This window comes from Streptomyces durhamensis (assembly GCF_000725475.1).
Taxonomy (GTDB): Bacteria; Actinomycetota; Actinomycetes; order Streptomycetales; family Streptomycetaceae; genus Streptomyces; species Streptomyces filipinensis.
In genome coordinates this window covers 1-22,885 of record NZ_JNXR01000037.1, presented here as the reverse complement: position 1 = coordinate 22,885, position 22,885 = coordinate 1, and the positions used below count along the sequence as shown (strand labels likewise).

At 68.9% G+C, this 22,885-nt stretch carries 20 protein-coding genes and 6 pseudogenes; 17 read left to right on the top strand and 9 right to left on the bottom strand.

The genetic code is table 11. The features are described from left to right. The first annotated feature begins 178 nt into the window (after positions 1-178). The 3 genes and pseudogenes from atpF to IO33_RS52950 form a co-directional block, all read left to right on the top strand. On the top strand, positions 179-688 hold the full coding sequence (gene atpF, locus IO33_RS0137105; RefSeq protein WP_031173403.1) for a F0F1 ATP synthase subunit B: 510 nt from the start codon (positions 179-181) through the stop codon (positions 686-688). A gap of 57 nt (positions 689-745) precedes the next feature. Continuing rightward, a pseudogene (locus tag IO33_RS51860) lies at positions 746-847 on the top strand (transposase); the annotation flags it as partial. Positions 848-849: 2 nt separating this feature from the next. After that, a pseudogene (locus IO33_RS52950) lies at positions 850-1,172 on the top strand (IS481 family transposase); the annotation flags it as partial. Positions 1,173-1,275: 103 nt separating this feature from the next. Here the strand turns inward: IO33_RS52950 and IO33_RS0137100 are convergent. Further along, complete coding sequence (locus IO33_RS0137100; protein WP_031173402.1) at positions 1,276-1,710, bottom strand: VOC family protein; 435 nt, start codon at positions 1,708-1,710, stop codon at positions 1,276-1,278. Positions 1,711-1,837: 127 nt separating this feature from the next. Here IO33_RS0137100 and IO33_RS0137095 point away from each other — a divergent pair. Continuing rightward, a pseudogene (locus tag IO33_RS0137095) lies at positions 1,838-2,212 on the top strand (dihydrofolate reductase family protein); the annotation flags it as partial. On the opposite strand, the gene IO33_RS0137090 reads toward IO33_RS0137095, so the two are convergent. After that, on the bottom strand, positions 2,194-2,796 hold the full coding sequence (locus IO33_RS0137090) for a dihydrofolate reductase family protein (RefSeq protein ID WP_031173399.1): 603 nt from the start codon (positions 2,794-2,796) through the stop codon (positions 2,194-2,196). The pseudogene IO33_RS0137095 and the gene IO33_RS0137090 overlap by 19 nt on opposite strands. A gap of 360 nt (positions 2,797-3,156) precedes the next feature. Here IO33_RS0137090 and IO33_RS52945 point away from each other — a divergent pair, with 360 nt between their 5' ends. Together IO33_RS52945 and IO33_RS52940 are read left to right on the top strand one after the other, a co-directional pair. Beyond that, positions 3,157-3,645: a hypothetical protein gene (locus tag IO33_RS52945; RefSeq protein WP_031173396.1), complete on the top strand. Its 489-nt coding sequence runs from the start codon at positions 3,157-3,159 to the stop codon at positions 3,643-3,645. 34 nt (positions 3,646-3,679) lie between these two features. Beyond that, entirely contained in the window at positions 3,680-4,069 is a 390-nt protein-coding gene (locus IO33_RS52940; RefSeq protein ID WP_031173394.1) for a hypothetical protein, read from the top strand. Positions 4,070-4,211: 142 nt separating this feature from the next. On the opposite strand, the gene IO33_RS0137070 is transcribed toward IO33_RS52940, so the two are convergent. Continuing rightward, positions 4,212-7,067, bottom strand: coding sequence for a BTAD domain-containing putative transcriptional regulator (locus IO33_RS0137070; protein WP_167349496.1), 2,856 nt, complete (start codon positions 7,065-7,067; stop codon positions 4,212-4,214). Positions 7,068-7,468: 401 nt separating this feature from the next. Next, positions 7,469-8,350 (bottom strand): AraC family transcriptional regulator, encoded by an 882-nt coding sequence (locus IO33_RS0137065; RefSeq protein WP_031173388.1) that lies wholly within the window; start codon positions 8,348-8,350, stop codon positions 7,469-7,471. 349 nt (positions 8,351-8,699) lie between these two features. Between IO33_RS0137065 and IO33_RS0137060 the strand changes: the two genes are divergently transcribed. Further along, positions 8,700-9,815: an EstA family serine hydrolase gene (locus IO33_RS0137060; RefSeq protein WP_031173386.1), complete on the top strand. Its 1,116-nt coding sequence runs from the start codon at positions 8,700-8,702 to the stop codon at positions 9,813-9,815. Positions 9,816-10,478: 663 nt separating this feature from the next. On the opposite strand, the gene IO33_RS0137055 is transcribed toward IO33_RS0137060, so the two are convergent. Then, positions 10,479-12,785 (bottom strand): WD40 repeat domain-containing protein, encoded by a 2,307-nt coding sequence (locus IO33_RS0137055; protein ID WP_245235971.1) that lies wholly within the window; start codon positions 12,783-12,785, stop codon positions 10,479-10,481. A gap of 87 nt (positions 12,786-12,872) precedes the next feature. On the opposite strand from IO33_RS0137055, the pseudogene IO33_RS44805 reads away from it, so the two are divergent. The 3 genes and pseudogenes from IO33_RS44805 to IO33_RS0137045 form a co-directional block, all read left to right on the top strand. Then, positions 12,873-13,487, top strand: a pseudogene (locus IO33_RS44805) (mobilization protein); the annotation flags it as partial. Between the two features lie 223 nt (positions 13,488-13,710). Further along, positions 13,711-13,938: a hypothetical protein gene (locus IO33_RS52935; protein ID WP_245235970.1), complete on the top strand. Its 228-nt coding sequence runs from the start codon at positions 13,711-13,713 to the stop codon at positions 13,936-13,938. Positions 13,939-13,983: 45 nt separating this feature from the next. Then, positions 13,984-14,313 (top strand): annotated as a pseudogene (locus IO33_RS0137045) (transposase); the annotation flags it as partial. Positions 14,314-14,469: 156 nt separating this feature from the next. On the opposite strand, the gene IO33_RS0137040 reads toward IO33_RS0137045, so the two are convergent. Further along, positions 14,470-15,144, bottom strand: coding sequence for an HAD family hydrolase (locus IO33_RS0137040; protein ID WP_031173376.1), 675 nt, complete (start codon positions 15,142-15,144; stop codon positions 14,470-14,472). A gap of 643 nt (positions 15,145-15,787) precedes the next feature. On the opposite strand from IO33_RS0137040, the gene IO33_RS46200 reads away from it, so the two are divergent. The 6 genes from IO33_RS46200 to IO33_RS0137010 all read left to right on the top strand — a co-directional run bounded on the left by IO33_RS46200 (position 15,788) and on the right by IO33_RS0137010 (position 20,719). After that, complete coding sequence (locus IO33_RS46200) at positions 15,788-17,308, top strand: OB-fold nucleic acid binding domain-containing protein (RefSeq protein ID WP_051927180.1); 1,521 nt, start codon at positions 15,788-15,790, stop codon at positions 17,306-17,308. Positions 17,309-17,321: 13 nt separating this feature from the next. Then, positions 17,322-17,897, top strand: coding sequence for an amino acid--tRNA ligase-related protein (locus IO33_RS54240; protein WP_425347994.1), 576 nt, complete (start codon positions 17,322-17,324; stop codon positions 17,895-17,897). Then, on the top strand, positions 17,852-18,037 hold the full coding sequence (locus tag IO33_RS0137025) for a hypothetical protein (protein ID WP_031173373.1): 186 nt from the start codon (positions 17,852-17,854) through the stop codon (positions 18,035-18,037). Before IO33_RS54240 ends, IO33_RS0137025 begins: the two co-directional genes overlap by 46 nt. A 617-nt stretch (positions 18,038-18,654) precedes the next feature. Beyond that, positions 18,655-19,059: an effector-associated constant component EACC1 gene (locus tag IO33_RS46195; protein WP_157857969.1), complete on the top strand. Its 405-nt coding sequence runs from the start codon at positions 18,655-18,657 to the stop codon at positions 19,057-19,059. Next, complete coding sequence (locus tag IO33_RS46190; protein ID WP_051927178.1) at positions 19,056-20,369, top strand: caspase family protein; 1,314 nt, start codon at positions 19,056-19,058, stop codon at positions 20,367-20,369. The genes IO33_RS46195 and IO33_RS46190 overlap by 4 nt, the downstream gene beginning before the upstream one ends. 122 nt (positions 20,370-20,491) lie before the next feature. Next, a complete protein-coding gene (locus IO33_RS0137010; protein ID WP_157857968.1) occupies positions 20,492-20,719 on the top strand; it encodes a hypothetical protein in 228 nt (75 codons plus the stop codon). 48 nt (positions 20,720-20,767) lie between these two features. Here IO33_RS0137010 and IO33_RS0137005 read toward each other — a convergent pair whose 3' ends face one another. Both IO33_RS0137005 and IO33_RS0137000 read right to left on the bottom strand, forming a co-directional pair. Beyond that, positions 20,768-21,289, bottom strand: a complete 522-nt coding sequence (locus IO33_RS0137005) for an LGFP repeat-containing protein (protein WP_031173364.1) — start codon at positions 21,287-21,289, stop codon at positions 20,768-20,770. 193 nt (positions 21,290-21,482) lie between these two features. Continuing rightward, positions 21,483-21,905: a hypothetical protein gene (locus tag IO33_RS0137000; RefSeq protein ID WP_031173363.1), complete on the bottom strand. Its 423-nt coding sequence runs from the start codon at positions 21,903-21,905 to the stop codon at positions 21,483-21,485. Between the two features lie 126 nt (positions 21,906-22,031). Between IO33_RS0137000 and IO33_RS0136995 the strand changes: the two genes are divergently transcribed. Further along, on the top strand, positions 22,032-22,433 hold the full coding sequence (locus tag IO33_RS0136995) for a hypothetical protein (protein WP_157857967.1): 402 nt from the start codon (positions 22,032-22,034) through the stop codon (positions 22,431-22,433). 10 nt (positions 22,434-22,443) lie between these two features. Here IO33_RS0136995 and IO33_RS48205 read toward each other — a convergent pair. Then, positions 22,444-22,763, bottom strand: a pseudogene (locus IO33_RS48205) (transposase family protein); the annotation flags it as partial. Between the last annotated feature and the right edge of the window lie 122 nt (positions 22,764-22,885).

Genomic DNA, 22,885 nt, shown 5'->3' with positions numbered 1-22,885 from the left:
TCTTCGGCCTCGTGCCCGCTGCACATGGCCCAGGCCGCCAAGTTTGCCGTTCCTCGGTGCGCCGGGGTTTGGTGCCCTTCTTGTGGTGGACGGGGCGACTGTACGCCTCGCCGGTGGCAAGAAAGCTCTTGCCCGAAACTCGCTGTAACGCTTCTGTATCACCCACTAGGATCTTGGCATGGGCATTCTGATACCTGGATTCGCAGAGACGATCGTCAGCGTGGTGACCTTCGCTCTGATCTTCCTCTGTATGACCAAGGTTCTCCTTCCGCGTATCAACAAGGTCCTCGACGAACGGAAGGACGCGATCGAGGGGCAGGAGCGACGTGCTGAACAGCTGACAAGGGAAGCTGGTGAAGTCCTCGCCGAGTATCGCGAGGAGCTGGCCGAGGCCCGACACGAGGCAGCCCGCCTGCGGCAGGAGGCTTTGGAGCAGGGCACGCAACTGATCGCCCAGATTCGTGCTGAGGGCCTCCGGGAGCGCGAGGCGATGATCGTTGAAGCTCACGCACGTCTCGCGGCCGATCGGGTCATCGCGGAGACGGAGCTTCGGGGAGACATCGTGTCACTGGCTACGGAGCTGGCAAGTCGAGTGGTCGGCGAGCGCCTCGAAGGTCTCGCCGACAGCGAGATCGTGGACCGCTTCTTCTCAGACCTGGATGACCGGAGCGCGACGGGCTCGCACTGAGCCCGTGTTCGCCGGAACCCGCGACTGAGCAGCGCTGGTGCCGTTGCGGCCAGTGCGGTGCGAGGGGATCTGTCCGATCGGGAGTGGGCCCGGCTTGAGCCGCACTTGCCGAAGAACACGGGGCGGGGCGGGCGGCGGACGTGCCACCGCAAGGTGATCGTCTGGGCCTCAACAGCCGTGGGTTTCTCGATCCGGACGGATCCGCCAACCCGTACCCGCCGGAACGGATGGTGGCCCGCTACCCGGGCCACATGGTCCACCTTGAGGTCAAGCAGGTCGGACGCATCCCCAGTGGTGGACCGTGGCGAGTGCACAGCCGCGGTTCCGAGCAGGTCAGGGCCGCCCAGCGCGCGAAGGCTGCCGGCGCCACGGGCGGAGACGTCCACCTGCATTCTCCCGCCTGGCCTACACCGAACCCCTCCCCAAGAAGGAAGCCGCCACCACCGTGGCGTTCCTCGGTCATGCCCGCGCGTTCTTCGCCGCCCCCCGGATGCACACCCTCGCCCTCAGGGGGCAACTTCATCCCCCATACGAGACCGGAGAGGCTCCGGGGAGGCGGCTCCCCGCCTCCCCGGCTCGGAGAGTGCTCAGTCGATACAGAACTCGTTGCCCTCGATGTCCAGCATCGGGATGCACGACTCGTTCTCCTCATCCGCGTACAGTGTTCGCACGTGGGTCGCACCGAGCGCGACCAGTCGTGCGCACTCGGCTTCGAGCGCGGCGAGGCGCTCGTCCCCTACGAGCCCGGTGCCGACTCGGACGTCGAGATGCACCCGATTCTTGACGACCTTGCCTTCAGGGACGCGCTGGAAGTACAGGCGCGGGCCCACGCCTGAGGGGTCACTGCAGGCGAACCATGAGTCCCGCTTCTCAGGAGGCAGGGTGCAGTTGACATCGTCCCAGGTCGTGAACCCCTCCGGTGGCGGCGGTATGACGTACCCCAACACTTCACACCAGAAGCGAGCGAGGCGCTCGGGTTCTGCGCAGTCAAAGGTGACTTGAAACTTCTTGATCGCTGACACCGGCGCACCGTAGCGCGTACCGGGGGGACCCTGCCGCTGAATTTCCCCGGCGGATCCGAAGGATCCAGCCTGACCAACCACCTTCATGTAGCTCCCCGCGGTGATCGGGATGGCTGACGCACACCGAGTTGCTTCCCTCCTCACCGAGGACGACCTTGTGCCGAACTGGGGCGAGACCACGTTCCTGCGCTCGCTCGACGACGTCGGCGCGCTCAAGGAGACGGACGGCGGCCCGATCGTCGTCCACGGCAGCGCCTCGCTGAACCAGGCGCTTTCGGATGCCGGCCTGATCGACCGTTACCACCTGCTCGTCTTCCCGCTCCTGCTCGGCGCCGGTAAGCGTCTCTTCAGCGCCACGGACAAGGACACCCAGAAGCTGAGGCTCGTCGAGCACGAGGCCTACGCCAACGGCCCGCAGAAGAAGGGCCACCATGTAGCAGGTGCCTACGGGCGGGCCGCACAGGCCGACTTGGAGGCTGCGGTTCAGCGGATTCGGTCGTAGACGAGCGCCAGCGTGCCGTGTTCGCCTGCGGTCTGGCTGACGAGTGTCCACTTGCTGGCGGGCAGGCCGTCGTCGAAGAGGCGCGGTCCGCCGCCGAGGAGGACCGGGAAGACGGTGAGCGCCAGCCGGTCGACCTTGTCGGCCGCCAGCAGTGCCTTGATGACGCTCGCGCTGGAGAGTACGAGGATGTCGCCGCCTTCAGTGGCTTTCAGGTGTGCGGCGACCTGGGCGCTCGGCTCGTTGACGATTGTCGTCCGCTCCCAAGGGGCCTCCACAAGCGTGGAGGAGAGGACGATCTTGTCGGTCTCGACGAGCCACTTCGCGAAGCCCTCGTCACGCGGGTCGGCGCCCTCCATGCCGATGACGGTGGGCCAGAATCCCAGGAAGCCCTCGGCGTTGACGCGGCCGAGCAGGGCCGTCGTCGCCGGTTCCCAGAGGCTGCTCAGGTGGTTGCGGGAGACGTCGGTCACGGCGTAGGGCATCACCCAGCTCATGTCGAGCGGGTTGTCCGGGGCGGCGTAGTGGCCGTCGAGGGAGAGGGCCATGTTGGTGACGATGCGGCGGCCGTCGGTCTGCGGGGTCATGTCGGGCTCCTTGTGTCTGTGCTGTAGGTGACGTGCGGGTTCTATCCGACCAGCGGGTCCTGCAGGGCGTGCCCGGCCGCGAAGTCGGCTTCGCGGCGGCCGAGGGCGGCGATCGCGTCGATCACCGTCCAGCTGGCGAGCAGCAGGTACTCGGCCATGGTGAGTCTCCCCGGTGGGGGCGTGACCGAATGTGGTCGCGTTCACCTCGGGGACGGAGCCGGTCACGGGTTCTCGACATCGCCAACCAAGTTTTTTAGCTCGCGTGGATGCGCTGGCTGAGTCGTCTCGTGGTACCCGGGTTCACGGCGTCGCGCCGCCCCCGCAGGGCGTGGTCAGTGGCGGGAACTGGTGTGCTGCCGCATGAAGATCGAATCCCTTCTCGCGGACCTGGCCAGCAATGACTCCGCGCGCACGGAGGCCGCCGCCGCAGCGCTGGCGGAGCGGGCCGGCAGCATTGTGCCGACGCTGCTGCGCAGTGTGGCCGGAGTGCAGCAGACCGCGGAACTCCAACCGGTCATGCGGGCGTTGCAGCACATCGGGCCGCAGGGCTTCGACGGCGTACTGGCGGCCTGGCGGCGCAAGGAGGTGACGGACTGGCAGGCCGGCCGATTCCTCGGGGTGTTCGACGAGCGCTCTGACGACCAGTACGCGGCCCTGGCGGCCGATCCCGACCACGGGAAGTCGGGCAACGGCTCCAAGGGCTCTCCGCCTTCGGGTGGCCTCAGAGGCCGGACTGAGGGCCCTGGTGGAGTCCTACGCCCGCGGCCGTCTCGTTCCCTACAAGGCCGCCGATTACGCCCGCCTGCTCCACGACTCCTTCCGCCCGCGGCTACGCGCCTTGCGACGTGACCCAGCCGCGCCCCCGAGGATCCGGCGGGGCGCGATGGCCGCGCTGGTGGCGGGCGGCGGCGCCGACGCGCTCGACGACCGCGACCGCGCGGCAGTCGAACGGCTGATACGGGTGAAGATCCCGCACGAGACGCCGAGGATCCCGTCATCGACGCTGAGCGGCTGGTGGATGGCCGTGCCCGGGGCGTCGTACGAGGGCGTCTTCGAGGCCCTCGGCCTGCATGACCGGCGGCCTGTCACCGTCGCCGCCGGCGTCCAGGCGGCGGAGAGCCAGGAGACACGGATACCCGGGCCGAACGGTGCCGCACGCACCGTGGGACGGGGCGAGGTCGGCCCTGACACCGAGGTGCGTGGCCACGGCTGGCTGGCCCTTACCGCGCCGGCTGTCGGCCACGGCGCCTTCCCCGGGACGCTCCGCATCTGAGGCGCAATGCCGGCGGCCCCGGCCGTCGGTCCCGCCTCGGCGCCTTGCGGAGCCCGCCCTTGGGACGCCCCGGAAGCCCCATCACGCCCTGCGGGCACTCCGAGAGCGGCCGCCCCAGAGTCGCCGATGTCAAGGAACAAGCTCACGGCGACGATGGTCGCGCCGGAGCGTTCGTCTGGTTCATGTCGCCGATCGTCTGCCACAGCCGCATCGCTCGCCCGCGGTGTTGGTGCGCCAGGTGGTGGATGCCGGCGGCGGCGTCCAGGTCGCCGATCAGTTGCCAGCATGCGGCCTCGTCCTGGCGGTCGCCGTGCCGGTGGAACAGGTGCGCCGCGCGCTCCAACGCGGGGCTCGCCCCGTCCCGGTCGCGTTGACCGGCGTACACGCGGCCGACTTCCAGCAGCGTGTACGCGGCGCACCGCTCGTCGGCCAGCTTCTCGAAGGTGGCCAACGCCTGCCACAGGCAGCGCAGCGCCTCGTCCGGATCACCGCGCCGATCGTGCAGTCGGCTGAACCGCCGCAGTACGACGGCCACGCGGTGCTCGTCGTCCAGCGCCCTGGCCTGGCGCAGGGCCCTGTCGAACCAGAGCTCCGCGTCATCGAGTTTGCCCTGCATGAGCGTCATCACGGCCATGGAGCAGGACAGCTGCGCTTCGATGTGCCGGTCGCCCTCACCGACCGCGATGGCCAGCGCCTGCTCGACCCGTTCGAGGGCTTCGTCGTCACGGCCCTGTACCCGGCTGACCGTGCTCAGCATCGCCACCGACAACGCCTCGCCGCGCCTGTCCCCACCGTCCCGGCACAGCCTGACGGAGGACTCCAGGGCACGGGTGGCCCGGTCGAACTCGTCTTGGTAGATGTGCAACTGACCAAGACCGCGCAGCAGCACCGATGTGCCGCGCATGTTGCCGGCGGCCTCGGTCGCGTCCAACGCGAGCCGGTGCCCGTGCTGCCAGTCCTGATACAGGCACCGGTGGTCGTAGTAGGTCGCCGTGCCGGCCGCCAGCTCCCAGGCCAACTCGTCCAGGCCCCAGTCCACGGCCAGTTTCACCGCGCCGAGCAGATTGTCGCGTTCCGCGTCGAACCAGCCGAACGGATCGGCCATCAGCCGGTCCACGGCCGCAGCGGGCAGCCGCAGGCGCGGTGCCGAACCGGGCGCGGCTGCCAGCAGTCCGGCCGCCGGCAGTCGATCGGTGCCCTGCCCGACCAGCTCGAGCCAGGCGGACAGCACCCGGGTGATCGCGTTCCGCTTGTCCGTCGCCGGCAGCGGGGCGGCGATCTCCACGGCACAGGTCCTGATCAGGTCGTGCAGCCGGTAACGCGGCTGGCCGATGGCGTCGGTGGCGGTCAGTCGCACCAGGCTGGCATCGACGAGGGTGTCCAGCACCTCCTCTGCGTCCGAGCGGTCCAGCAGCGGGCCTACCACCCAGCCGGGCAGGGTGTAGGGGCCGAGGAGGCCCAGCAGGCTCAGCGCGCGCACCGCGTCGGCCGGCAGCAGCCGTAGGCTCAGTTCGACGCTGGCTCGCACGCTGAGGTCCCCGATCCTCAGCTCGGCCAGGCGCCGGGACTCGTCCTCGATCCGTTCCCGCAGCACCCGCAGCGACCAAGCCGGGCGGCCCGTGAGCTTGCCGCTGGCGATCCGGATCGCCAGCGGCAGGTTGCCGCAGCAGTCGAGGATCGCGTCGGCCTCCGCCGGTTCCTGCTCGACCCGCCGCCGCCCGACGATGCCGGTGAACATCTCCCGCGCCTCCGCCGGGCTCAGCACGTCCAGGTCGATGTGCCGGGCGCCGGGAAGTTGGGTCAGCAGCGTGCGGCTGGTGATCAGCACGGCGCAGCCGTCGGCCCCGGGCAGCAACGGCAGCACCTGATCGGCGTGGCCGGCATCGTCCAGCACCACCAGCATGCGGCGGTCCACCAGCAACGACCGGTAGAGCGCGGCCCGCTCGAACAGTCCGTTCGGGATCGCGCTGCCCGCGATCGAGAGCGCGCGCAGCGCCTCGGCCAGCATCAGCCCCGGGTCCCGCGGCTCGTCCGATGTCGCGGCGAGGTTGAGGTAGAGCTGGCCGTCGGGGAAGTCGGCGCTCGCCAGCCGCGCGGCGCGCGTCACCAGGCTGGACTTGCCGACACCGGGACCGCCCACGACGACGGCAACCGGAGCCCGGTTCGGCGCCGACCGGTCGAGCAGTCCGGCGATCTCGGCCAGCGCCTCGGCTCGGCCCACGAAGTCGGATACGTCGAGAGGCAGTTGACGCACGGGCATCGCCATCGCCGGCCCGGTGGCCGCCGCGTCAGGACTGTCCGGTGGGGCGCCTGAGAGGCCGCCTGCCGGGACCGGAGCCGCCAGGGCGGGATCGGCGGTCAGAATGCGCTGATGCAGCGCCTGGAGCGGCGGCGCGGGATCGACGCCGAGTTCGTCGGCCAGTGTCCGGCGCAGCCGCTCGTACACCTGCAACGCCTCGCCTTGTCGCCGACACCGGTAGAGGGCGACCATCAAGTGCTCGGCGACGTGCTCGTCGTAGGGGTGCTCGCGGAGCAGGACGGTCAGTTCGTCGATGACCTCCCGATGGCGCCCCAGATCGAGTTCGATACTCAGGCACTGTTTGTGCGTGGCCGCGCGTTTCTCGTTCAGCCGTGCCGCATCGATTTCCAGGACCCGGCTGGAGATGTCGACCAGGGCGTCACCGCGCCAGCAGGCCAGCGCCCGCCGCAGCGCGACAGCTGTCTCCAACGGGGCCGCGTGCCGTTGGGCGAGGCGCCGCTCGTGGTCGAACTCCAGCAGGTCGAGCTGATCCGGCGCAAGGTGGATCTCGTAGCCGCCGCGCCGCGTACTGATCAAGGAGCCGGGTGCTCCGCATGCGGCGAGGTTGCGGCGCAGCCCGGAGACAGCGTCCTGGACCTGGCGGACCGCAGTGGCCGGCGCGTTCTCGTCCCACATCACGGCGACGAGCCGTTCCATGGCGACCATGTTGTTGGCATCGACCAGAAGCGCGGCCAGCATCTTGGCCTGCCGCGGTCCGTCCAATCGGACCTCGCGTCTGGTGATCTGAGCCTGTAACGGCCCCAGCACACCGAATCTCATGGTCCCCCCGGCACGTGACGATCAGCGCTGATCCCTCGGCTGACCTCGCACCAGGACGAACCTAGGAGGGCCGACGGACCCGTCTCCACAGCGTCACCGTAGCGGGACTCACCGAAGAGCGGATACTCCGGACGGCACACCTCCAGGCGGATCCGGCCATGTCATCGCTGGCGTCGGTCGACGCTGCGCGGACGAGCCCGCGAAGAGCGTGACGGCCTCACCACGGCCGCCACCATCGACGTAAGGGCGAAGAGAAACCCATGCGCAACCTGAACGAGGCCGGAGGCGCCATTGCCATCGATCCGGTGAGGTACCCGCGTTCACGCGCCGGCGTTCCCGCTACTCCGCTCGACCGGGATCCACAGCTGGGAGTCGGTCTCTTCGCCGATCTCCACCGGCTGCGTCCGCAGGAGCTCCGGACCTGGCCGGCTCGCGTAAGGGTTCGAGGGGAACCACTGCGTGAACACGTCCCGCCACAGCTCCTGGAGCGCGCTCGGATAGGGACCGTGGTTGTCGAAGACCGCCCAGGTCCCGGCCGGCACGTCGAGGGCGTCGAGATCCTCGGCGACCGTCTCCGGGCTGGTAGCCACGCCGGTCCAGTAGTCCGCCTCGGCGCCCTCCTCCCGGCTGTCGGTCAGATACACCGCCGCCGACAAGATCCCCGCCGGCTCCCGGTCGGCCAGCTCCTTCATCCGTACGATCGCCTGCTCGTCCAGGCTCTCCACGTGCGCCGCGGCGGCCGCGTTGACCCCTTCGTGCACGAGTGGGACCCGGGCCTTCCTGCCGACGACCCGAAACGACTCCTTCTCCACGATTCGGTACCGCATGGTCGTACTCCCTTCGACGACGACACGGAAGGACATGCGCGGCTGTGCCGTGAGCACCGCACCCGCGCGCCGGGCTTCGCCCGGCCCGATGCCGTGCACGGACCGGAATGCCCGGGCGAACGCCTCGCCCGAGCCGTACCCGTACCGCACCGCGACATCGAGCAGCGTCAGCTTTCCGGCCAGCACCTCCGCCGCAGCGAGCGTCATCCGCCGGCGCCGCACATATACCGGGAGCGGCATCCCGGCGAGCGCAGAGAACAGCCGCCGGAAGTGGTACTCCGACACCGCGGCCATCCGGGCCACCGCGGCCACGTCGACCTCCCGGTCGAGGCAGGTCTCCAGGTGGTCCAGCGCCTGATTCAACCGCTCCAGCACGCGTATCCGTCCTTCCTTCTTGTCTCTCCCCCGTAGGAGCGCCCGCCCAGCCGCAAGGAGCCGCAGTGGCCGGGACCCACGACCGAGCCGGAGTCGACTGCTGCGAGCTGCGGCCCGCGCTGTCATCAGTGCCGCGATCTCGGGTCCGGCCGGGCTGGCGTGACGCACATGCTGGACGAGTGAGCTCGGGACCTGTGGGACCAGCTACCGATGCGGCCAGTCGAGCCGTCGGCCGCGCGGCCGTCAGGCCGCCTCCAGGTGCGGAGACGATTCATTCGCGCCCCGCCCGACAGAATCCGTGCGGGAATTGTTGGGCAGCACGTCCCGGCGTTACCTGAGGCTTGCGTGCATGACTGATATTAAGGGGCTATGTGAGCCGCGGTTCGCCGCAGTCCGTGCGGCCCTTGCAGCTTCGCTCGGAAACGACGACGTCGGCGCCTCGGTCGCTGTCTACCTCGACGGCGAGCCGGTGGTCGACATCTGGGGCGGGTACGCCGACGCGGACCGCTCTGTCGGCTGGGAGCGCGACACCCTCACGGGCGTGAACTCGACGACCAAGAACATGACCGCCCTGTGCGCGCTCATCCTGGCCGACCGAGGCCAGCTCGATCTGTCCGCGCCAGTCGCCGCCTACTGGCCCGAGTTCGCCGCAGCCGGCAAGGAGAACGTGCTGGTACGGCACGTCCTGTCCCACACTGCGGGACTGCCGGACCTGTCCGGGCTGACGGCGGTCGAGGACCTCTACGACTGGCAGAGCGTGACGGCAGGACTGGCCGCGCAGGCCCCTGAATGGGAACCGGGAACGGCCGCCGGATATCACGCGCTCACCTTCGGGTTCCTGGTCGGTGAGATCGTCCGCCGCATCGCCGGCCGTAGCCTCGGCGAGTACTTCGCCGAGGAAGTGGCCAAGCCGCTGGGCGCGGACTTCCACATCGGGCTCTCCGCCGAGGATGACCGCCGCGTCGCACCGCTGATCCCCCCGACGTCACTGACCGACGAGTACGCCTCCAGCGCACCACCTGGACCCGACGGCACACGTCGGGAGTACACCGGTGCCGCGGTCCGGGTCAGGGATGCCAACTCTGTGGCTTGGCGCCGTGCGCAGGTCCCAGCGGTGAACGGCTTCGGCAACGCTCGGTCTGTCGCTCTCGCGCAGTCGGTACTGGCAAACCGGGGTTCCGCCGGTGGTGTGCGGCTGCTGTCCCCCCAGGGCTGCGAGCCCGCGTGGCAGGAGGTGTTCCGCGGCGAGGACCGCGTTCTGCGGACGTCGATGTCCTGGACCGTGGGCTTCGGCAAGTTCGGCAACACGTTCGGTTGGGGCGGATGGGGCGGCTCGCTGGTCGCGAGCGACCCTGATGCACGTATGACGGTGGCCTACGTCATGAACCAGATGATTGACCGAGAGCAGCAGGAGGACAACCGCGGCATGGAGATCATCATGGCCGCCTACAGCGGACTTCATTGACACCCCCGGCAGGGGGAGGCCCGTCCGTGCACGGACGGGCCTCCCCGGGGTATCGCCGAGGTGAGCCCGAAAGCACAGGCCGACCCACTGCCCGAGCGTGGTGACGACGGGGACCTGGTCGCCGTCGGCGTCGAACGCAGTAGTCGCCATACCTGTCGAGCACCATCTCCTGCAGCACCGGGATGAGTCCGGTATCCAGCCCTCCAGAGTGCCGACGGTGAGCCGGGCGTTCCCGCCGGGCGGCGGCGACTGGACCAGGTCGCCAGTGACGGGCAACGGGTCGCCGGGCTGGTTGCCGTTCAGCACTTCGTGGGTGATTCGCGGGTCTCCGCCGGTGCAGGTGACGACCGTGCCGGGGGAGTCATCGGCGACGGTGCGGCACGTTCATACAGTGGGCCTCAGCGCTGCGCGTCATGCGCGACTCGCCCCAAGGACCTCTGCTGATGCCGACCGTGTCCACCAAGTCGCGAACACCGCTTCTGCCAGCGCGAGGGCTGCGACAAGACGATGACCCCGTACTTTGGCGGCACCCACTGGCGGGCCGTGGCGCGGCCCTGTGCGCTGCCCACGTCGGTCACCAGCCGCATCGCGGGGCGGCGAGGCGGAGTTTGGAGCGCAGGGCGGCCACGAGCGCGCAGCCGGTCGTCTGACGGATGCTCCCGCTCAACAGGTGTGACGGTAGGGGACATCGGGGAGGTAGGTCTTCCAGTCGTGTTTCGAGAGACCGGAGCCGGTGCGTTCGCAGACTTGGGCGACTAGATGCGCGGGCCTTATATCGTACGTCTGTACGGGGACGTTCGTGCTGGCGGCGTACAGTGTGCCGTCGTCGGAGTCGAACGACAGGGCGAGCACTTTGTCGCCCGGGGTCGGCAGGGCGGAGCCAAGGCGCCGTTGGGACGGCACGTCCCAGAGCTGCACGGTGCCAGTCAAGCCTCCCACCGCCAGGGTGCGGCCGTCGTGGGAGAAGGCCAGGGCGGACACTGGGCCGCTGGTGTCCGCCCCGGCGTCGGACAAGGAGCCGTCCAGCACACCGAGGCGCATGCGGGTCGCCCCGTCCCAGAGGGTGACCCGGCCCATGGCGTCACCGACGGCCAGGCGGGCGCCGTCTGGGCTGAACACCGCCGTACTGATCTGCTCGTCGCCGAGCACACGGGGCGCCATGCGCCCCTCGCGAAGGTCGGCGACCAGGCCCTCTTGCGTCACCACGCTGCCGTTGTCGGGGCGCAGGGACATGCGCACGCTGTCTGACTCGTCGACGGAGGTGGCGGAGCGGCTGTTGCGCACCGTCTTCACGTGCTTTTCCCGGCGCACGTCCCATACCTCGACCGGCGGCCGGAACGCCTGCCGGTACACCAGCAGGGTGTGGGCGTGGGTGTCGAGGGCGAGCCCGTTGACCGCGAAGGAGCCGTCGTGGTCAGGCCGGATGCCCACAGTGGCGTACTCGCGACCGGTCCTGAGGTCCCACACCGTGATACGCGTCCCGCCCGGTGTCTCTTTCCGGTGGCTGTCCACCCTCCGGCTGCGCGCGAGGTATCTGCCGTCGCCGCTGAGCGCCATGACACCGGCGCAGGAGCCCTCGCCCTCGCCCTCGTCCTCCGTGCCTGGGCACGCGTCTGCCCCGGGCTCGAAGACCACTCTGCCGTCGTGGGTGTCCAGGACCTGCAACCGCTGTCTGTCGTCCGTCTCCAGAACGCGGGCCAGGATCCGGCCGTCACCGGAGAGTTCCGCCTGGTCTGCCATCTGGTCCGGCCATGGCTTCGTCGTTGCTCTGCCGAGGGACAGCGAGCGGACGACGGTCCCCGAGGTGTTGAGGTAGCGCACGGCTCCCGCGGCGCGGTCGAGGGCGACATCACTCCAGTCGTCGGCGGTCAGCCGCTGCCGCAGCACGGGTAGATCCGGGTACGCGGCCCGCCACACGAGGAGCCGGCCGGGTCCCGTGGCCACGAGGAACCTGCGGTCGGAACCGAACCACACCTGGGTCAGCCCATCCGCTTCGAGGAACAGGGTTCTGCGCCCGGTCCGCGGATCCCACTCCGCGATTCCGTGGTCGCTGACGACCGTGAGGGACCTGCTGTCGGGAGTGAAGGCGAGCGAATGATCGGTGCAGTCAGCGGCGCGCACCCTTGCGGACCAGGATGCGGAGACCTTCCGGTGGTGCGAGAGATCCCAGATCTCCGGATACCTGCCCGCGCACCAGGCGAGCCACCGGCCGTCGGGACTGACGGCCATCGCGGACTCGCTGCCCCCGGGTGCGGGGATGCGCGGTATCCGGCGTCCGCTGTGCAGGTCCAGGGCATGGATGTAGCCGTCGTTCTCGTCCACCGCGGCCAGGGTGCGCTCGCCGAGGACGATCTCGGGCTCATCCGACGCGACCTTGGCGAGTGTCCTCGTCACCCGCGCGGACCGTACGTCCCACAGCTTGATGCCGTCCTCCACCGTCGGCAGCGCGAGGGTGCGGCCGTCCGGGCCGACCACGGCCGAAGTGCCTTCGGCCATCAGCATCCCGGGGCCGGGCGCGGAGAGCGTGAGCCGTCGCGTGCGCAGATCCCAAATCCGGACCCGGTCCGCCGTGACGGACACCACCGATCTGCCGTCCGCCGTCAGCCGGCGCGTCTCGTTGTCGGAGCCGTCGTAGCCGGCGTCGGCCCCCGGCACCGCGAACACGTCCTGCTCTCGTTGTGCCATCGCCCCGATCAGCGCCGACCGTGTCTCCGTCGTGTCGGCCAGCCGCCATGCGGCCACGCTGAGACGCATCGCGGTGACCGGGTCGGAGAATCGCATGCTGTCGGCGACTGCGGCTGTGCGGCGGGCCTCTGCCTCCTCGCGGCGGCGGTCGCTGGTGCGGCTCTGCTGCCAGGCCACGGCCCCGGCGACGAGGGCGAGCACGACCAGCACCGCGAGGGCGCCGACAAGTCCGCGCCTGCGGCGGCGCTCACCCTGGCGCGCGGCACTGCTCGCGTTGAGGAACACCCGTTCTGAGGACGCGTAACGCGGCCGGGTGTGGGGTGTCCTGGTCCGGGTTGCGGAGGCGGGGGATGAGTGCGGCGCGCAGCAGGGATCCAGGCCGGCAGCGCTCTCGGCCGTGGCGAGGACGGCGGCACCACCGCCATGCTCGTCTCCACCCTGGTCCTCGTCGCCCTGGCCGCCGCCCGCTGGCACTCCGCCCGTGGCCATGCCCAGCAGGCCCACGCCTCCCGACAGACCGCCGAGCATCTGCGAGCCGCCTACCGCCAGGCCGCCGCCACGCCCATGCAGACACTGCGCGACCAAGGCCGCGCTCTGCCCGAAGCCGAACGCCGCACCCACGAAGCCACCATCAGCGCAGCCCTGCCGGAACAGGCGCTGCGAGCACACCGCTCGGCGACGAAGACCGATGCCCTGACCGCCACCCTTGCCCAGGCCGAGCAAGCAGGTCATGACCCCAAGGCCCTTCTCCAGCAGGCCGTCGACATGCGCGAACTCGACACCGCCGAGGACGTGAACGACGTCCTGGTCTGGCGTCTGCGCCGCCTCGCCCAGCTCCCCGCTCACCCGAGCGAAGCGACCCGCCGCCCGCAGGCCGGCACCAGCCAGCCCAAGACCTCGGCCAACCGCACCAGCACACGGACGGCACCCACTGCGGCAGTTCGCCCCACCGCCGCCGAACCGCGCAGCCGCCCACCGCGCCGCTGACCAGAGTCCGGCAGGCCGGTCAACCAGCCTGCCGGACTCCGCGAAACCCCGTAACAACCGGCTCCACCGGTTGTTACGGATGGAAACAGAAGGACCTCGACCGGGAGATGACGCTCGTGCTCAGAACCACCGACAACTCGGGTACGAGACACAGCCGCCCAGCGGCCCCGGCGCGACGCGCTGCCTCAGCCACCCGCGTGAGCTGGCCCTTCGCGGGATCCCGGTGAGGTGCACGGCCTGCCGCGCCCGGCGCGTCTGGCTGCTGATCAATCATGGTCGCAACGTCTGGATCGTCTGCCGGTGCAGCAACCAATGGCTCGAACCCGAGATCAGCCGGGCCGACTTCGATGCCGTGGTCGCCATCCCGGACGGGACGACGTACCCCAGCGTCGAGCAGGGCCTCGCCGCGCTCGGCTTCGATGGAGCCTTCGCCGGTACCTACCTGGACTAGGCAGTGTGTCGAAAGTGGATCTTGGGCTGGGAATGATCACGGCTCATGAGTCGGGGAGATCTCACGGACGAGCAGTGGGCGGCGCTGGAGCCGTTGTTGCCGAAGGGCGCCTGGGCGGGGCGGCCGCCCGTCTGGCCACGGCGACAGTTGATCGGCGGCGTACGGTTCCGGGTCCGGACCGGTGTTCCGTGGCGGGATGTCCCCGTCGCGTACGGACCGTGGAGCCGTGTCTACGACCTGTTCCGGCGCTGGCAGCGGAACGGCACCTGGCAGCGGATCCTCACGCAGCTCCAGTCGCTGGCCGACGCGAAGGGTGCGGTCACGTGGGACCTGAGCGTCGACTCCACGGTCTGCCGCGCCCATCAGCACGCGGCCTGATCAGCACCGTTGCAACGGAGCTTAGTTCCCGGATCGCCCCGGCCCTGCGCGCCTCCTTCGTGGCCAATTCCGTCAGCCCTCGCTGATCACCCCGCCGACCGACGATCGGCGGACCTCTCACCTCTCGCCAGCAGTCCACCCGGTCTAGTCGTGTCAAAGGAGTCGGAGTACTGCGGCCAGTGCGCTGGGACGCTGGTCCACGGGTAGAGGATCAACCAGGTGGACCCGGCACCCCAGTGTGCCAGCGCCGGCATCCGCAACGCGGTCGTCTCCCACCATGAGCGCGTCGCCGGGCGCGACTTTGAGCTTGTCGCACGCCATCTGGAAGATCCGGGGATCGGGCTTTTCCACCCCGCACTCAAAGGAGAGGAAGTAGGCGTCCACGAGGTCATCGATACCGTGGTCGCGGAAGACGGGGCGCATGTCCCAGCCGATATTGCTCACGACAGCGACCGGGATGCCTCGCCCGCGCAGGGCATGGAGGGTTTCCTCGGTGTCGGGATACGGCTGCCATGCCCCGGACACTTGAGAACGGTCATACAGAGCCTCAGCCAGGTCAGGCAACGGCAGTTTGGCTTCCCGGGTGAGGGCTGTGAAAGCGGCCCGGTGTCGTTCGGCCGTCAGATCACGCTCCCGCCACAGTGCCTCCAGATGTGGCGGCACTCGGTGCGGAGGCACCCCTCCTGGCTGAGCTCCGAACTCTTCCAGTCGGCTGGCGCACGCATCGAGTTCTTCGTCGGGCACAGCCAGACCGGCACTCGCGGTCACCGCGTTCAGCCACTGCGTGGCCGATTCGATCCGGAAGAGGGTTCCGGAGAAGTCGAACATCACACCTTTGATCACGCCGCCGATCTTGACCGTACCGACGAGGCGCGGGCAAGCCTCAGGTTGATCAAGATCTCCAACCCAAACGATCCAGATGACCGGATTCTCACGCAGCACCCGCAGCTCGCTACCAGACCCTTTCGATACACGCCTTAAGTCCGTGGGAGTTGCCGTCGGCGCCGGGGGCGCCGGTGAGCACGACGTCACCGAGGTGCGGCAGCGAGGTAGGCCGGTAGAGCGCGATGAGGCCGTGAGCGGCGCGGTTGGGCTGCTGGCCGTATGCTGCGGCGTCCTCGTCGACCCACAGGGTCAGAGGGTGGTGGTGAGGGCGACCGGGCGGGCGTTGTCGCAGCACAGCGCGTGATACGGGGTGCTGACAGGAAGCCAGGCCAGAAGGCGGAAGATAGGTCAACTGTCGGCCCGGCATGTCCGTTGACGGGAGGCGCGGAGGTCACTAGCGGGATCAAGTGGCTTGCGCTGCTGGGGTATTGAGTGCTTCCGCACGCTCACCCACACGCTGGACACTCTACGCATCTGACTGAGTGCATAGGGTAGTTGGGTTGAGGTGTTGGTGTTCTCGGGTGAATCGCCCACGTCGGCCCATCCAGGTCTCCCCGCGCACTGGTCGCACTTGAAGGAGAGCCAAGTGACAAGCGAGCACTCCCTGTTCCTGATGGAGCCGGACGGGGTCGAGCGGCAGCTCCAGCAGGCTGTCGTCGAGGCGGCGCAGAAAGCAGGCCTCACTGTGGTCTGCCGGCACCAGCTACTGCTGGGCGAGGAGGACATCGTCCAGGCCTGGGCGGACACTCGCCGCGCGGAACACCCTCTGGAGCATCTGTTCCTCGACCTCTGGTACGGCGGGCGTCCGATGGAGGTTCTGCTCGTAGAGGGCCCCGACGCGCTTGCCCGCGCGAATCAGGTCAAGTCCGCGGTGCGCGCCGGATACCGGATGGGCCCCTTCGTCAACGTGCTCCACTCTCCCGACCACGCGGGCGAGTTCGACCTCCGCCTGTCGGTCTTCGGCCGCGGATGCGCGACCTGCTCACAGGCGGTGTCCGCCGACTTCGGCGACTACTCGGCGGTGCCGCAGGCCTACCCGCCCGGCACCCTTCTTCCTGACGCCTGGCGCGACATCGACCGGCTCAGAGAGTTTGCACAGCCGCTATGGGACGACCCGGCGTCCTGCTTCTGGCGGCCGACTTACCCGGAGCCCTACCGCGGTGAGAACGCGGTCGGACCGCAGGACCGAGCGCTGTACCTCTCCACTCCGCCGCACCAGCTCTCCTTCGACAACTTGGTGGGAGCCCTGGTGACGACGCTGCCCGGGATCGACTTCGCCCACGCCCTCGAATTGATCATTTCGGCGCTGCACCACCGGGACTTCACCCTGGCGGTGGGCACCCCTGCCGAGTGCGAGCGCTACCAGGCCTCCCTCATGGCACAGGGCCTCAACACCCCGATCCGCACTCTCGCCCAGGACGCCGTTGCGCCGCGAGGAGTAGATACGGACCGGTGGCCTGACGGACGTCTCCGCAGTATGTCCGGCATGAGCGACACCGGCGCGGCCGCCAGCGGCAAGGTGCACGGGCACCTGCCGGGCCAGCTGGCGGACCGGCTGGCGAAACGCGCCGCCCTGCTGGCCGAGGGGATCGACCCTTACCCGCCGGCCCGGCCGGTCGGCACCCGCGTCGCCGACCTCGACCGGCGCTGCAGCCAACTGCCGCCGCGCACCCATACGGGAACCACGGTGACCGTGGCCGGCCGGATCATCAGCCGCCGCGACCACCGGGACGTCGAGTTCGCCACCCTGCGCGACGGATCCCAGGAGATCCAGATCCTGCTGGCGGGCGACCGGAGCACCGGCGAACTGCGGTCCCAATGGCGGGAGCTGACGGACCTGGGCGATCTGGTGGTGGTCGGCGGCGAGCTGGTCACCACCGGCAGCGGCGCCCTGGCCGTGGCGGCGGAAGAGTTCACGCTCGCGGCCAAGGCACTGCGGCCACTGCCGGGCAGGCCCGCCGCCGCGGCGCCGATCGGCCGCCCCGCGACGAGTCGGCACCGCTACCAGCAGATGCTGCTCGACCCCGGCGAGACCGTCCGCGCGCACTCCCGAGGCGCGGTGCTCAAAGCCTTGCGGGAAGGTCTGTACGACCCGGGGGTTCACTGAGGTCGACACCCCACTGCTGCACCCGCTGCCCGGCGGCACCGCCCGCCCATTCACGGCGCACATGAACGCCTGGGGCGTGCCGCTGCACCTACGAGCCGCGGCCGAGATGTACCTCAAGCGGCTCGTGGTCGGCGGCATGGACCGGATCTTCGAGATCGGCCGGATCTTCCGGAACGAGGGTGCCGACGCCCTGAACTTCCCGGAGTTCACCGTCTGCGAGGCCTACGCCGTGCACACCGACTACCGTGATGCTGCCGCACTAGCCGAGAAGCTGGTAGCCGCCGCGGCCGGTGCCCTGGCCGGACCCGAGTGCGCGCGCCTGTCCTTCGCCCGCCACCGCTTCTCGGCCAAGCGCAGCGCGGCGACGCTGCCCCCGAATCCCGAACCGATGGCCAGGACGTCCGCACCACCGACAGGGTGTCGCTGCTTCAACTGCACTTGCATCCGTATCTTCCCGCCGACCTTAGGATTTAGCGGAGTACACGGACGGATCCGGAGAGTAAGAAGAGCTGTGGTCTGCAAATTCCCAGGGCGCCAAGGGCGTTGCCGCTCATCGGTCACGGCGGGCAGATCTTCACCAGCCCGCTGACCTTCTTCACCTCGCTCAACGCCCTCGGCCCCCTCGTACAGATCCAACCGGGGCCCAAGCCCGTGTATGTGGTCACCGCGCCGGAGCTGGTGCGGCGCATGCTGGTCACCGACACGCGCAACTACCTCAAGGGCGCCTGACCGACCGCGGCGGCCCCCAGCTGGGGTCAGCCTGTTGATGGACATGCAGTTCGACGGATTGACCCCGTTCGAGTCACATCGCAGGCACCGCCGCACCGCCGCACCGTTCAGCCGACGGTCGGCAGAACGAGTCGACTTGGCATCCAGCCACCGCGGCAGGGCCGGTGCCCCGGACCGCTGAAGCGGTGCAGCACCGAAGGTGCGATGCGAAGAAGGCGTTCCGTCCGGCTGAGGCGGAACATGGCCAGGGCGGAGATGCCCGGCCGGCTCATCCTCGCCAGCCCCCCCCAGGCACACGAACAGGGAGACCCAGGCCAGCCCGAACAACAGGCCGCATGTCACCTCCATCGGCTTGTGGGCTCCCACTCGGATCCGCGCCCACCCCATCACACCCGTGAGGAGAATCCCGAGGACCCCCCACGATCCGTGCTCCGTGCTCAGCAGTCCGAGCACGCTCACCAGGACCCCGGTATGCACGCTGATTTTCCATACCCGGGTCAATACCGGAGTCCCAGCGGCTGGCGCCGGCCATGATGCGCGGGACCAACCGCATCCCCGGTGCCAACGGATTTGAGGCGTCTGGGGTGTTCAGCAGCTGTTGTTGGCACGATGGCCTCATGGAGAAATGCGAGGACAGCGAAACGCCCTCTGCACGCTGCACCTTGAGGGTGCAGGTATCGGCCGAGCCGGGTGAGGACGCGGAGACGCATCTGGTGTCGCTGCGGGATTGGCTGGCTGCGGAAGAGGCACTGCGCGGCCGGGTGGAGCTGCCGGCCCGGACGCCGCGGCCGGGGCAGATGGGGGCGGCGCTGGACGTGCTGGCGGTGGCGCTGGGCTCCGGCGGAGCGGGAGCCGTGCTGGCTCGATCCTTGTCGACCTGGCTGGTGCAACGCCGCGCGGACGTCACCGTGCACCTGAGTCGCAGTGACGGGCGGGAGGTCACCGTGGAGGTCCGCCGGACCAGTGATCCACAGGCGGTGATCGGTGCAGTCGGGCAATTGCTGGACGGCGGGCAGGAGTGAGGCAGAGCACGCCGCGCTTCCCCGACGGTGCCGCTTCCCGGATGGTCCTCATCGGGTGCAGCGACTTCGAGGACATCGATCTGCCCGCGATTCCCGCCGTGAAGTCCAACCTCGCGGACCTCCACTCCGCACTCACGGATCAGACACACGGAATCCTGCCGCCGGAACACTGCCGGGTACTGGCCGATCCGGCCGATCACCGCAGCGTCGGCATGGCACTTGCCCAAGCCGCACGCGAGGCCGAGGACCTGCTGCTCGTCTACTACACCGGGCACGGACTGCTGGACGAGGACGGGCTACTCCACCTCGCACTGTCCTCCACGGACCCCGGACATGTCGGCTTCACCGGCGTCCCGGCCGACCTGGTCAAGCGCTACCTCGGCCGGGCCCGGGCACGCCTGCGGATCCTGGTGCTGGACTGCTGCTTCTCGGGCCGCGCAGTGGCCGCCATGACCGAATCAGGCAGCCTGCTGACGGCCCAACTCGACGTGAGCGGTACCTATACCCTCACCTCCACCACGGCCACCGCGCCCTCCCATGCGCCGCCGGGGCAACGGCACACCGCCTTCACCGCCGGCCTGCTGGACGCGCTGAACCAGCCGGAACCGCTCACCCTGGACGGGATCCACCAGCACATCGACACCTTGCTGCAGGGGGCGGGGCTGCCGCGGCCGCAGCGGCGCTCCGTCAACGCCGCCGGGGACATCGCCCTCGTCCGTGGCCCGGTCCAGCCGCAGGCAGGGCCGCAGACCGGCAATGGGGGAGAGATCCGCTTCCGGCAGCAGCCGCCCGACCCGCCGGCCAATCGCCTCCGCGACACCGTCATGTACGTCCTGATGCTCGCTGTGCTCGTCGCGCTGGGCGCGCTGTTCGAGGGGGTGTACGCGACTTTGATCACCGTTGCCGGCATGGCCTTCTTCCTCGGACTGGTCCTCCTCCTGCTCTTGCTTCGAAGAGATGTCTCCTACGACCTTGTCGTCAACGGCGACGGGTTGGCCACCGAGCACAGGACGCACTCGGCTCACGTGCCGTGGAAGGATGTCGAGTGCGTCGGTGTACTGCGCAGGGCACCGGGGACCGTGCTGGTCCCCAACGTGCTCATCGTGCGGCTGAAGGCCGACGCACCGCGCCCGACAGGGTTCCACAAAAGGCTCAACCGATGTCTCCCGGACCAGCGCTACGTCATCGCGGGAATGTTGGGTACCTACGGCGCCGACCCCATGCGTCTGCGCTCGGCGATCGAACACTTCGCCGGCGGCATTTACCGCACTGACCAACAGCTGCTGGAGATCGACCCACGGCTGCGCTGAGGGGCCGAGTCGGTAAGCACCGGTTCAACCAGCCGCGATCTGATCGGCCTGCCTACTGTTCCCGCCCGGGCCGCGGGCTGAAGGGCTTCGCGCAGGCCTTGGCCGACCGGCACGGTACGACGGTGTCGGCCTGGAACTCCGCGTACTCCGGCGGCTGGGAACTGGACCGGGAGCGCGTCGACGGCAGCCCCACGGAGGCGGAGATCCTCAAGCAGTTGCCCGCCGACCCGGCCGCCGCCGCGTACGCCGGTGACATCGCCCTACGCCCGGAGCGGGGCGAGGTGACCCAAGCATCCGGGAGGCACGAGTCCGTAGCCGGACCGCCGTCGGTTCCCGACTGCGATGAGTGAGGCCCCTGCCGCCTCCGGGAAGGCCTGTGTTGCCCACAAAGCTCGCTCCTACACAGGGTTTCCCTCGTAGTCGTCCCCGTAACTGGTTTCTATGATCACGCCGCCTGCAGGTGTCCAGGTCAGTATCTTCCCGTGCTGGAATTTACTCGACCGGCGGTCCGAGGGTCCGTACTCGTCCGAAGTCGGATAGCCGACCTCGCTGCGTTCCCAGCCCATGCTCGCCCATTTGTCGCGAATCGCCCCATGTACTTCCCATGCCCCGGTGTCCGGGGTCCAATAGATCGAACCGTTCTCAAAGTGGTTGTAGCGGCCGACGCCGTCCGGAGTTCCCGTCTCATCCGTGAGCGGATATCCAAGGAACTTCTCTCCACCCAACCGGGCCCAGTGGTCACGGATGGCGCCGTGTACTTCGTGCGCCCCCGTTTCCGGTGACCACTCGATCGTGCCGTTCTCGAAGTCGCGCGAGCGCCCGCGTCCGTCGGGGTTTGGGCCCTCGTCAGTGCCCGCACCGGCATCCGCCGGTGCCCCGATCCACGGGATCGTGGCCCACTTCTCGTCTATGGCAGTCATGTGCTCTGACCTTTCATTGGTCATTTTTCGGGAGAGATCCCGTCCCAAAGAACTGCATCCGAGTGCTTCGGGTTGCGCCCGCCTGTAACTGATCCGGCCGGCACCCTCTGCTGGCCTTGATGTCCGTGATGATCTCGCTTAGCACATCCGCGGCGAGCTGGTGCACTTATTGGGAAGCCGGATTCCCTTACGCTTACGCGATCGGGCAGGGCCCGCCCGTCGCGGAAAAGAGCGCCGGGAAACCCCTTCTGGTTGCCGACAGGTTGAGGACGCCGACGATTTGTTCGGCGGTGGTGGCAGCCTCGTCCGGCCCCGGCGCCTTTACGATCATCGACTGCCAGGGGCGGCCGTTGTAGCGGAAGCAGAAGGGGAACGGCAATAGTTGAATATCGGCATTAACGGCGGCTGCGTTCGGTAGCGAGAGTGTGACGACAGCGGCGTGGCCTGTCGACGTGTTGTGCTCATTCACAGCGGTGATGGCGTCCACCTCGGCCGACAGATCCTGAATCACCTGAGTTTCCTCTTCGGGGCACCACCCACACCAGACCGGCGACAGCTCAAGGGAGTCCGTTGCGAGATCGTCGAGTGTGGGCGTCAGGTCTGTGTCTTCTCCCATGGCGGTTCTCCTTCGTGCGAAGGGACGCGACTCAGCCATGCGCAAATCCATTTTGGATCCGGACACGCCACGTTGCAACTCCGGACGGACTGTCGGACTCTGGGGTTGAGGCGAGGGAGGCGCATCATGGCGACAGTCTCAATGAACCCTCAGACATTCAATGTGACCGTCCGTGAGGTGACCGGTACCAATTCCACTGGCCTGGGGAGCTCCTACAATGTCGGCAGCCTGGCGCCCGTTTCGGACACGGCAATCGCCAGTCCCGGGGTGAAGCTCACCGTCGATGTCCAGGCCGAAAACACCAAGGGCGTAGCCAACTCGCTCACAGTCGTCGCGACCGACTCCTCCGGAAGCAACAGCTTCTTCGGGCAGGCCACGATCACCTGGGACGACGGTGACTCGGGCGTTACCTGGATCGAGTTCACGGGCTTCCCCCTGCAAGCTGACCAGGTGACCGACACCGGTGAGTGCGGACTCTCACTGCAGACCTCGACCGAGGACGTGGCGGTGCGGGTTTTCACCGAGTGAGTGAGGGCTTTCAGCGGTGCCGCTCCAGGGTGAGGACGGCCTTGGTGAGTGACGTCATGCTACGTGGGCTGTATCGGGCTCTGCGGAAGATTCGCCAGGATTTCAGGCGGCCGCTTCCTCGTTCGACGGGTACATGGGCGGCGGACAAGGCCCGCTTGACCGTCTGCTCGGTCGGGGTGAGGTCTCTTTGGGGCGGCCGGCCTGCGGGGGTGGTGACCCACTCGCTCGCACCGAGGTAGGCCATGTCGGCGAGGACGGCGACGCCCTGGCGTCGCAGAACTTGATGATCTTGTGGGTGCGGGCCGCGGTCAGGTCGCGCGTTCGACCGGGCGGCGTCTTGGGGGTGACGCAGCGGGGGGGTGCCTCTATGTCTTTCGTCAAGCGAGGCGTGGGGTTCTGGGTTCGTAGAAGGTGCCGTCGCGGAGCATCGCGAACAGCACGTTGATTCGTTG

Bases quoted from the DNA above. Each gene is read 5' to 3' on its own strand.
- atpF (WP_031173403.1), top strand. From the start codon at position 179: ATGGGCATTCTGATACCTGGATTCGCAGAGACGATCGTCAGCGTGGTG.
- IO33_RS52945 (WP_031173396.1), top strand. From the start codon at position 3,157: ATGAAGATCGAATCCCTTCTCGCGGACCTGGCCAGCAATGACTCCGCG.
- IO33_RS46195 (WP_157857969.1), top strand. From the start codon at position 18,655: ATGGAGAAATGCGAGGACAGCGAAACGCCCTCTGCACGCTGCACCTTG.
- IO33_RS52940 (WP_031173394.1), top strand. From the start codon at position 3,680: ATGGCCGCGCTGGTGGCGGGCGGCGGCGCCGACGCGCTCGACGACCGC.
- IO33_RS0137070 (WP_167349496.1), bottom strand. From the start codon at position 7,067: ATGCTGGCCGCGCTTCTGGTCGATGCCAACAACATGGTCGCCATGGAA.
- IO33_RS0137040 (WP_031173376.1), bottom strand. From the start codon at position 15,144: ATGTTCGACTTCTCCGGAACCCTCTTCCGGATCGAATCGGCCACGCAG.
- IO33_RS0137005 (WP_031173364.1), bottom strand. From the start codon at position 21,289: ATGACTGCCATAGACGAGAAGTGGGCCACGATCCCGTGGATCGGGGCA.
- IO33_RS0137060 (WP_031173386.1), top strand. From the start codon at position 8,700: ATGACTGATATTAAGGGGCTATGTGAGCCGCGGTTCGCCGCAGTCCGT.
- IO33_RS0137000 (WP_031173363.1), bottom strand. From the start codon at position 21,905: ATGGGAGAAGACACAGACCTGACGCCCACACTCGACGATCTCGCAACG.
- IO33_RS0136995 (WP_157857967.1), top strand. From the start codon at position 22,032: ATGGCGACAGTCTCAATGAACCCTCAGACATTCAATGTGACCGTCCGT.
- IO33_RS0137090 (WP_031173399.1), bottom strand. From the start codon at position 2,796: ATGACCCCGCAGACCGACGGCCGCCGCATCGTCACCAACATGGCCCTC.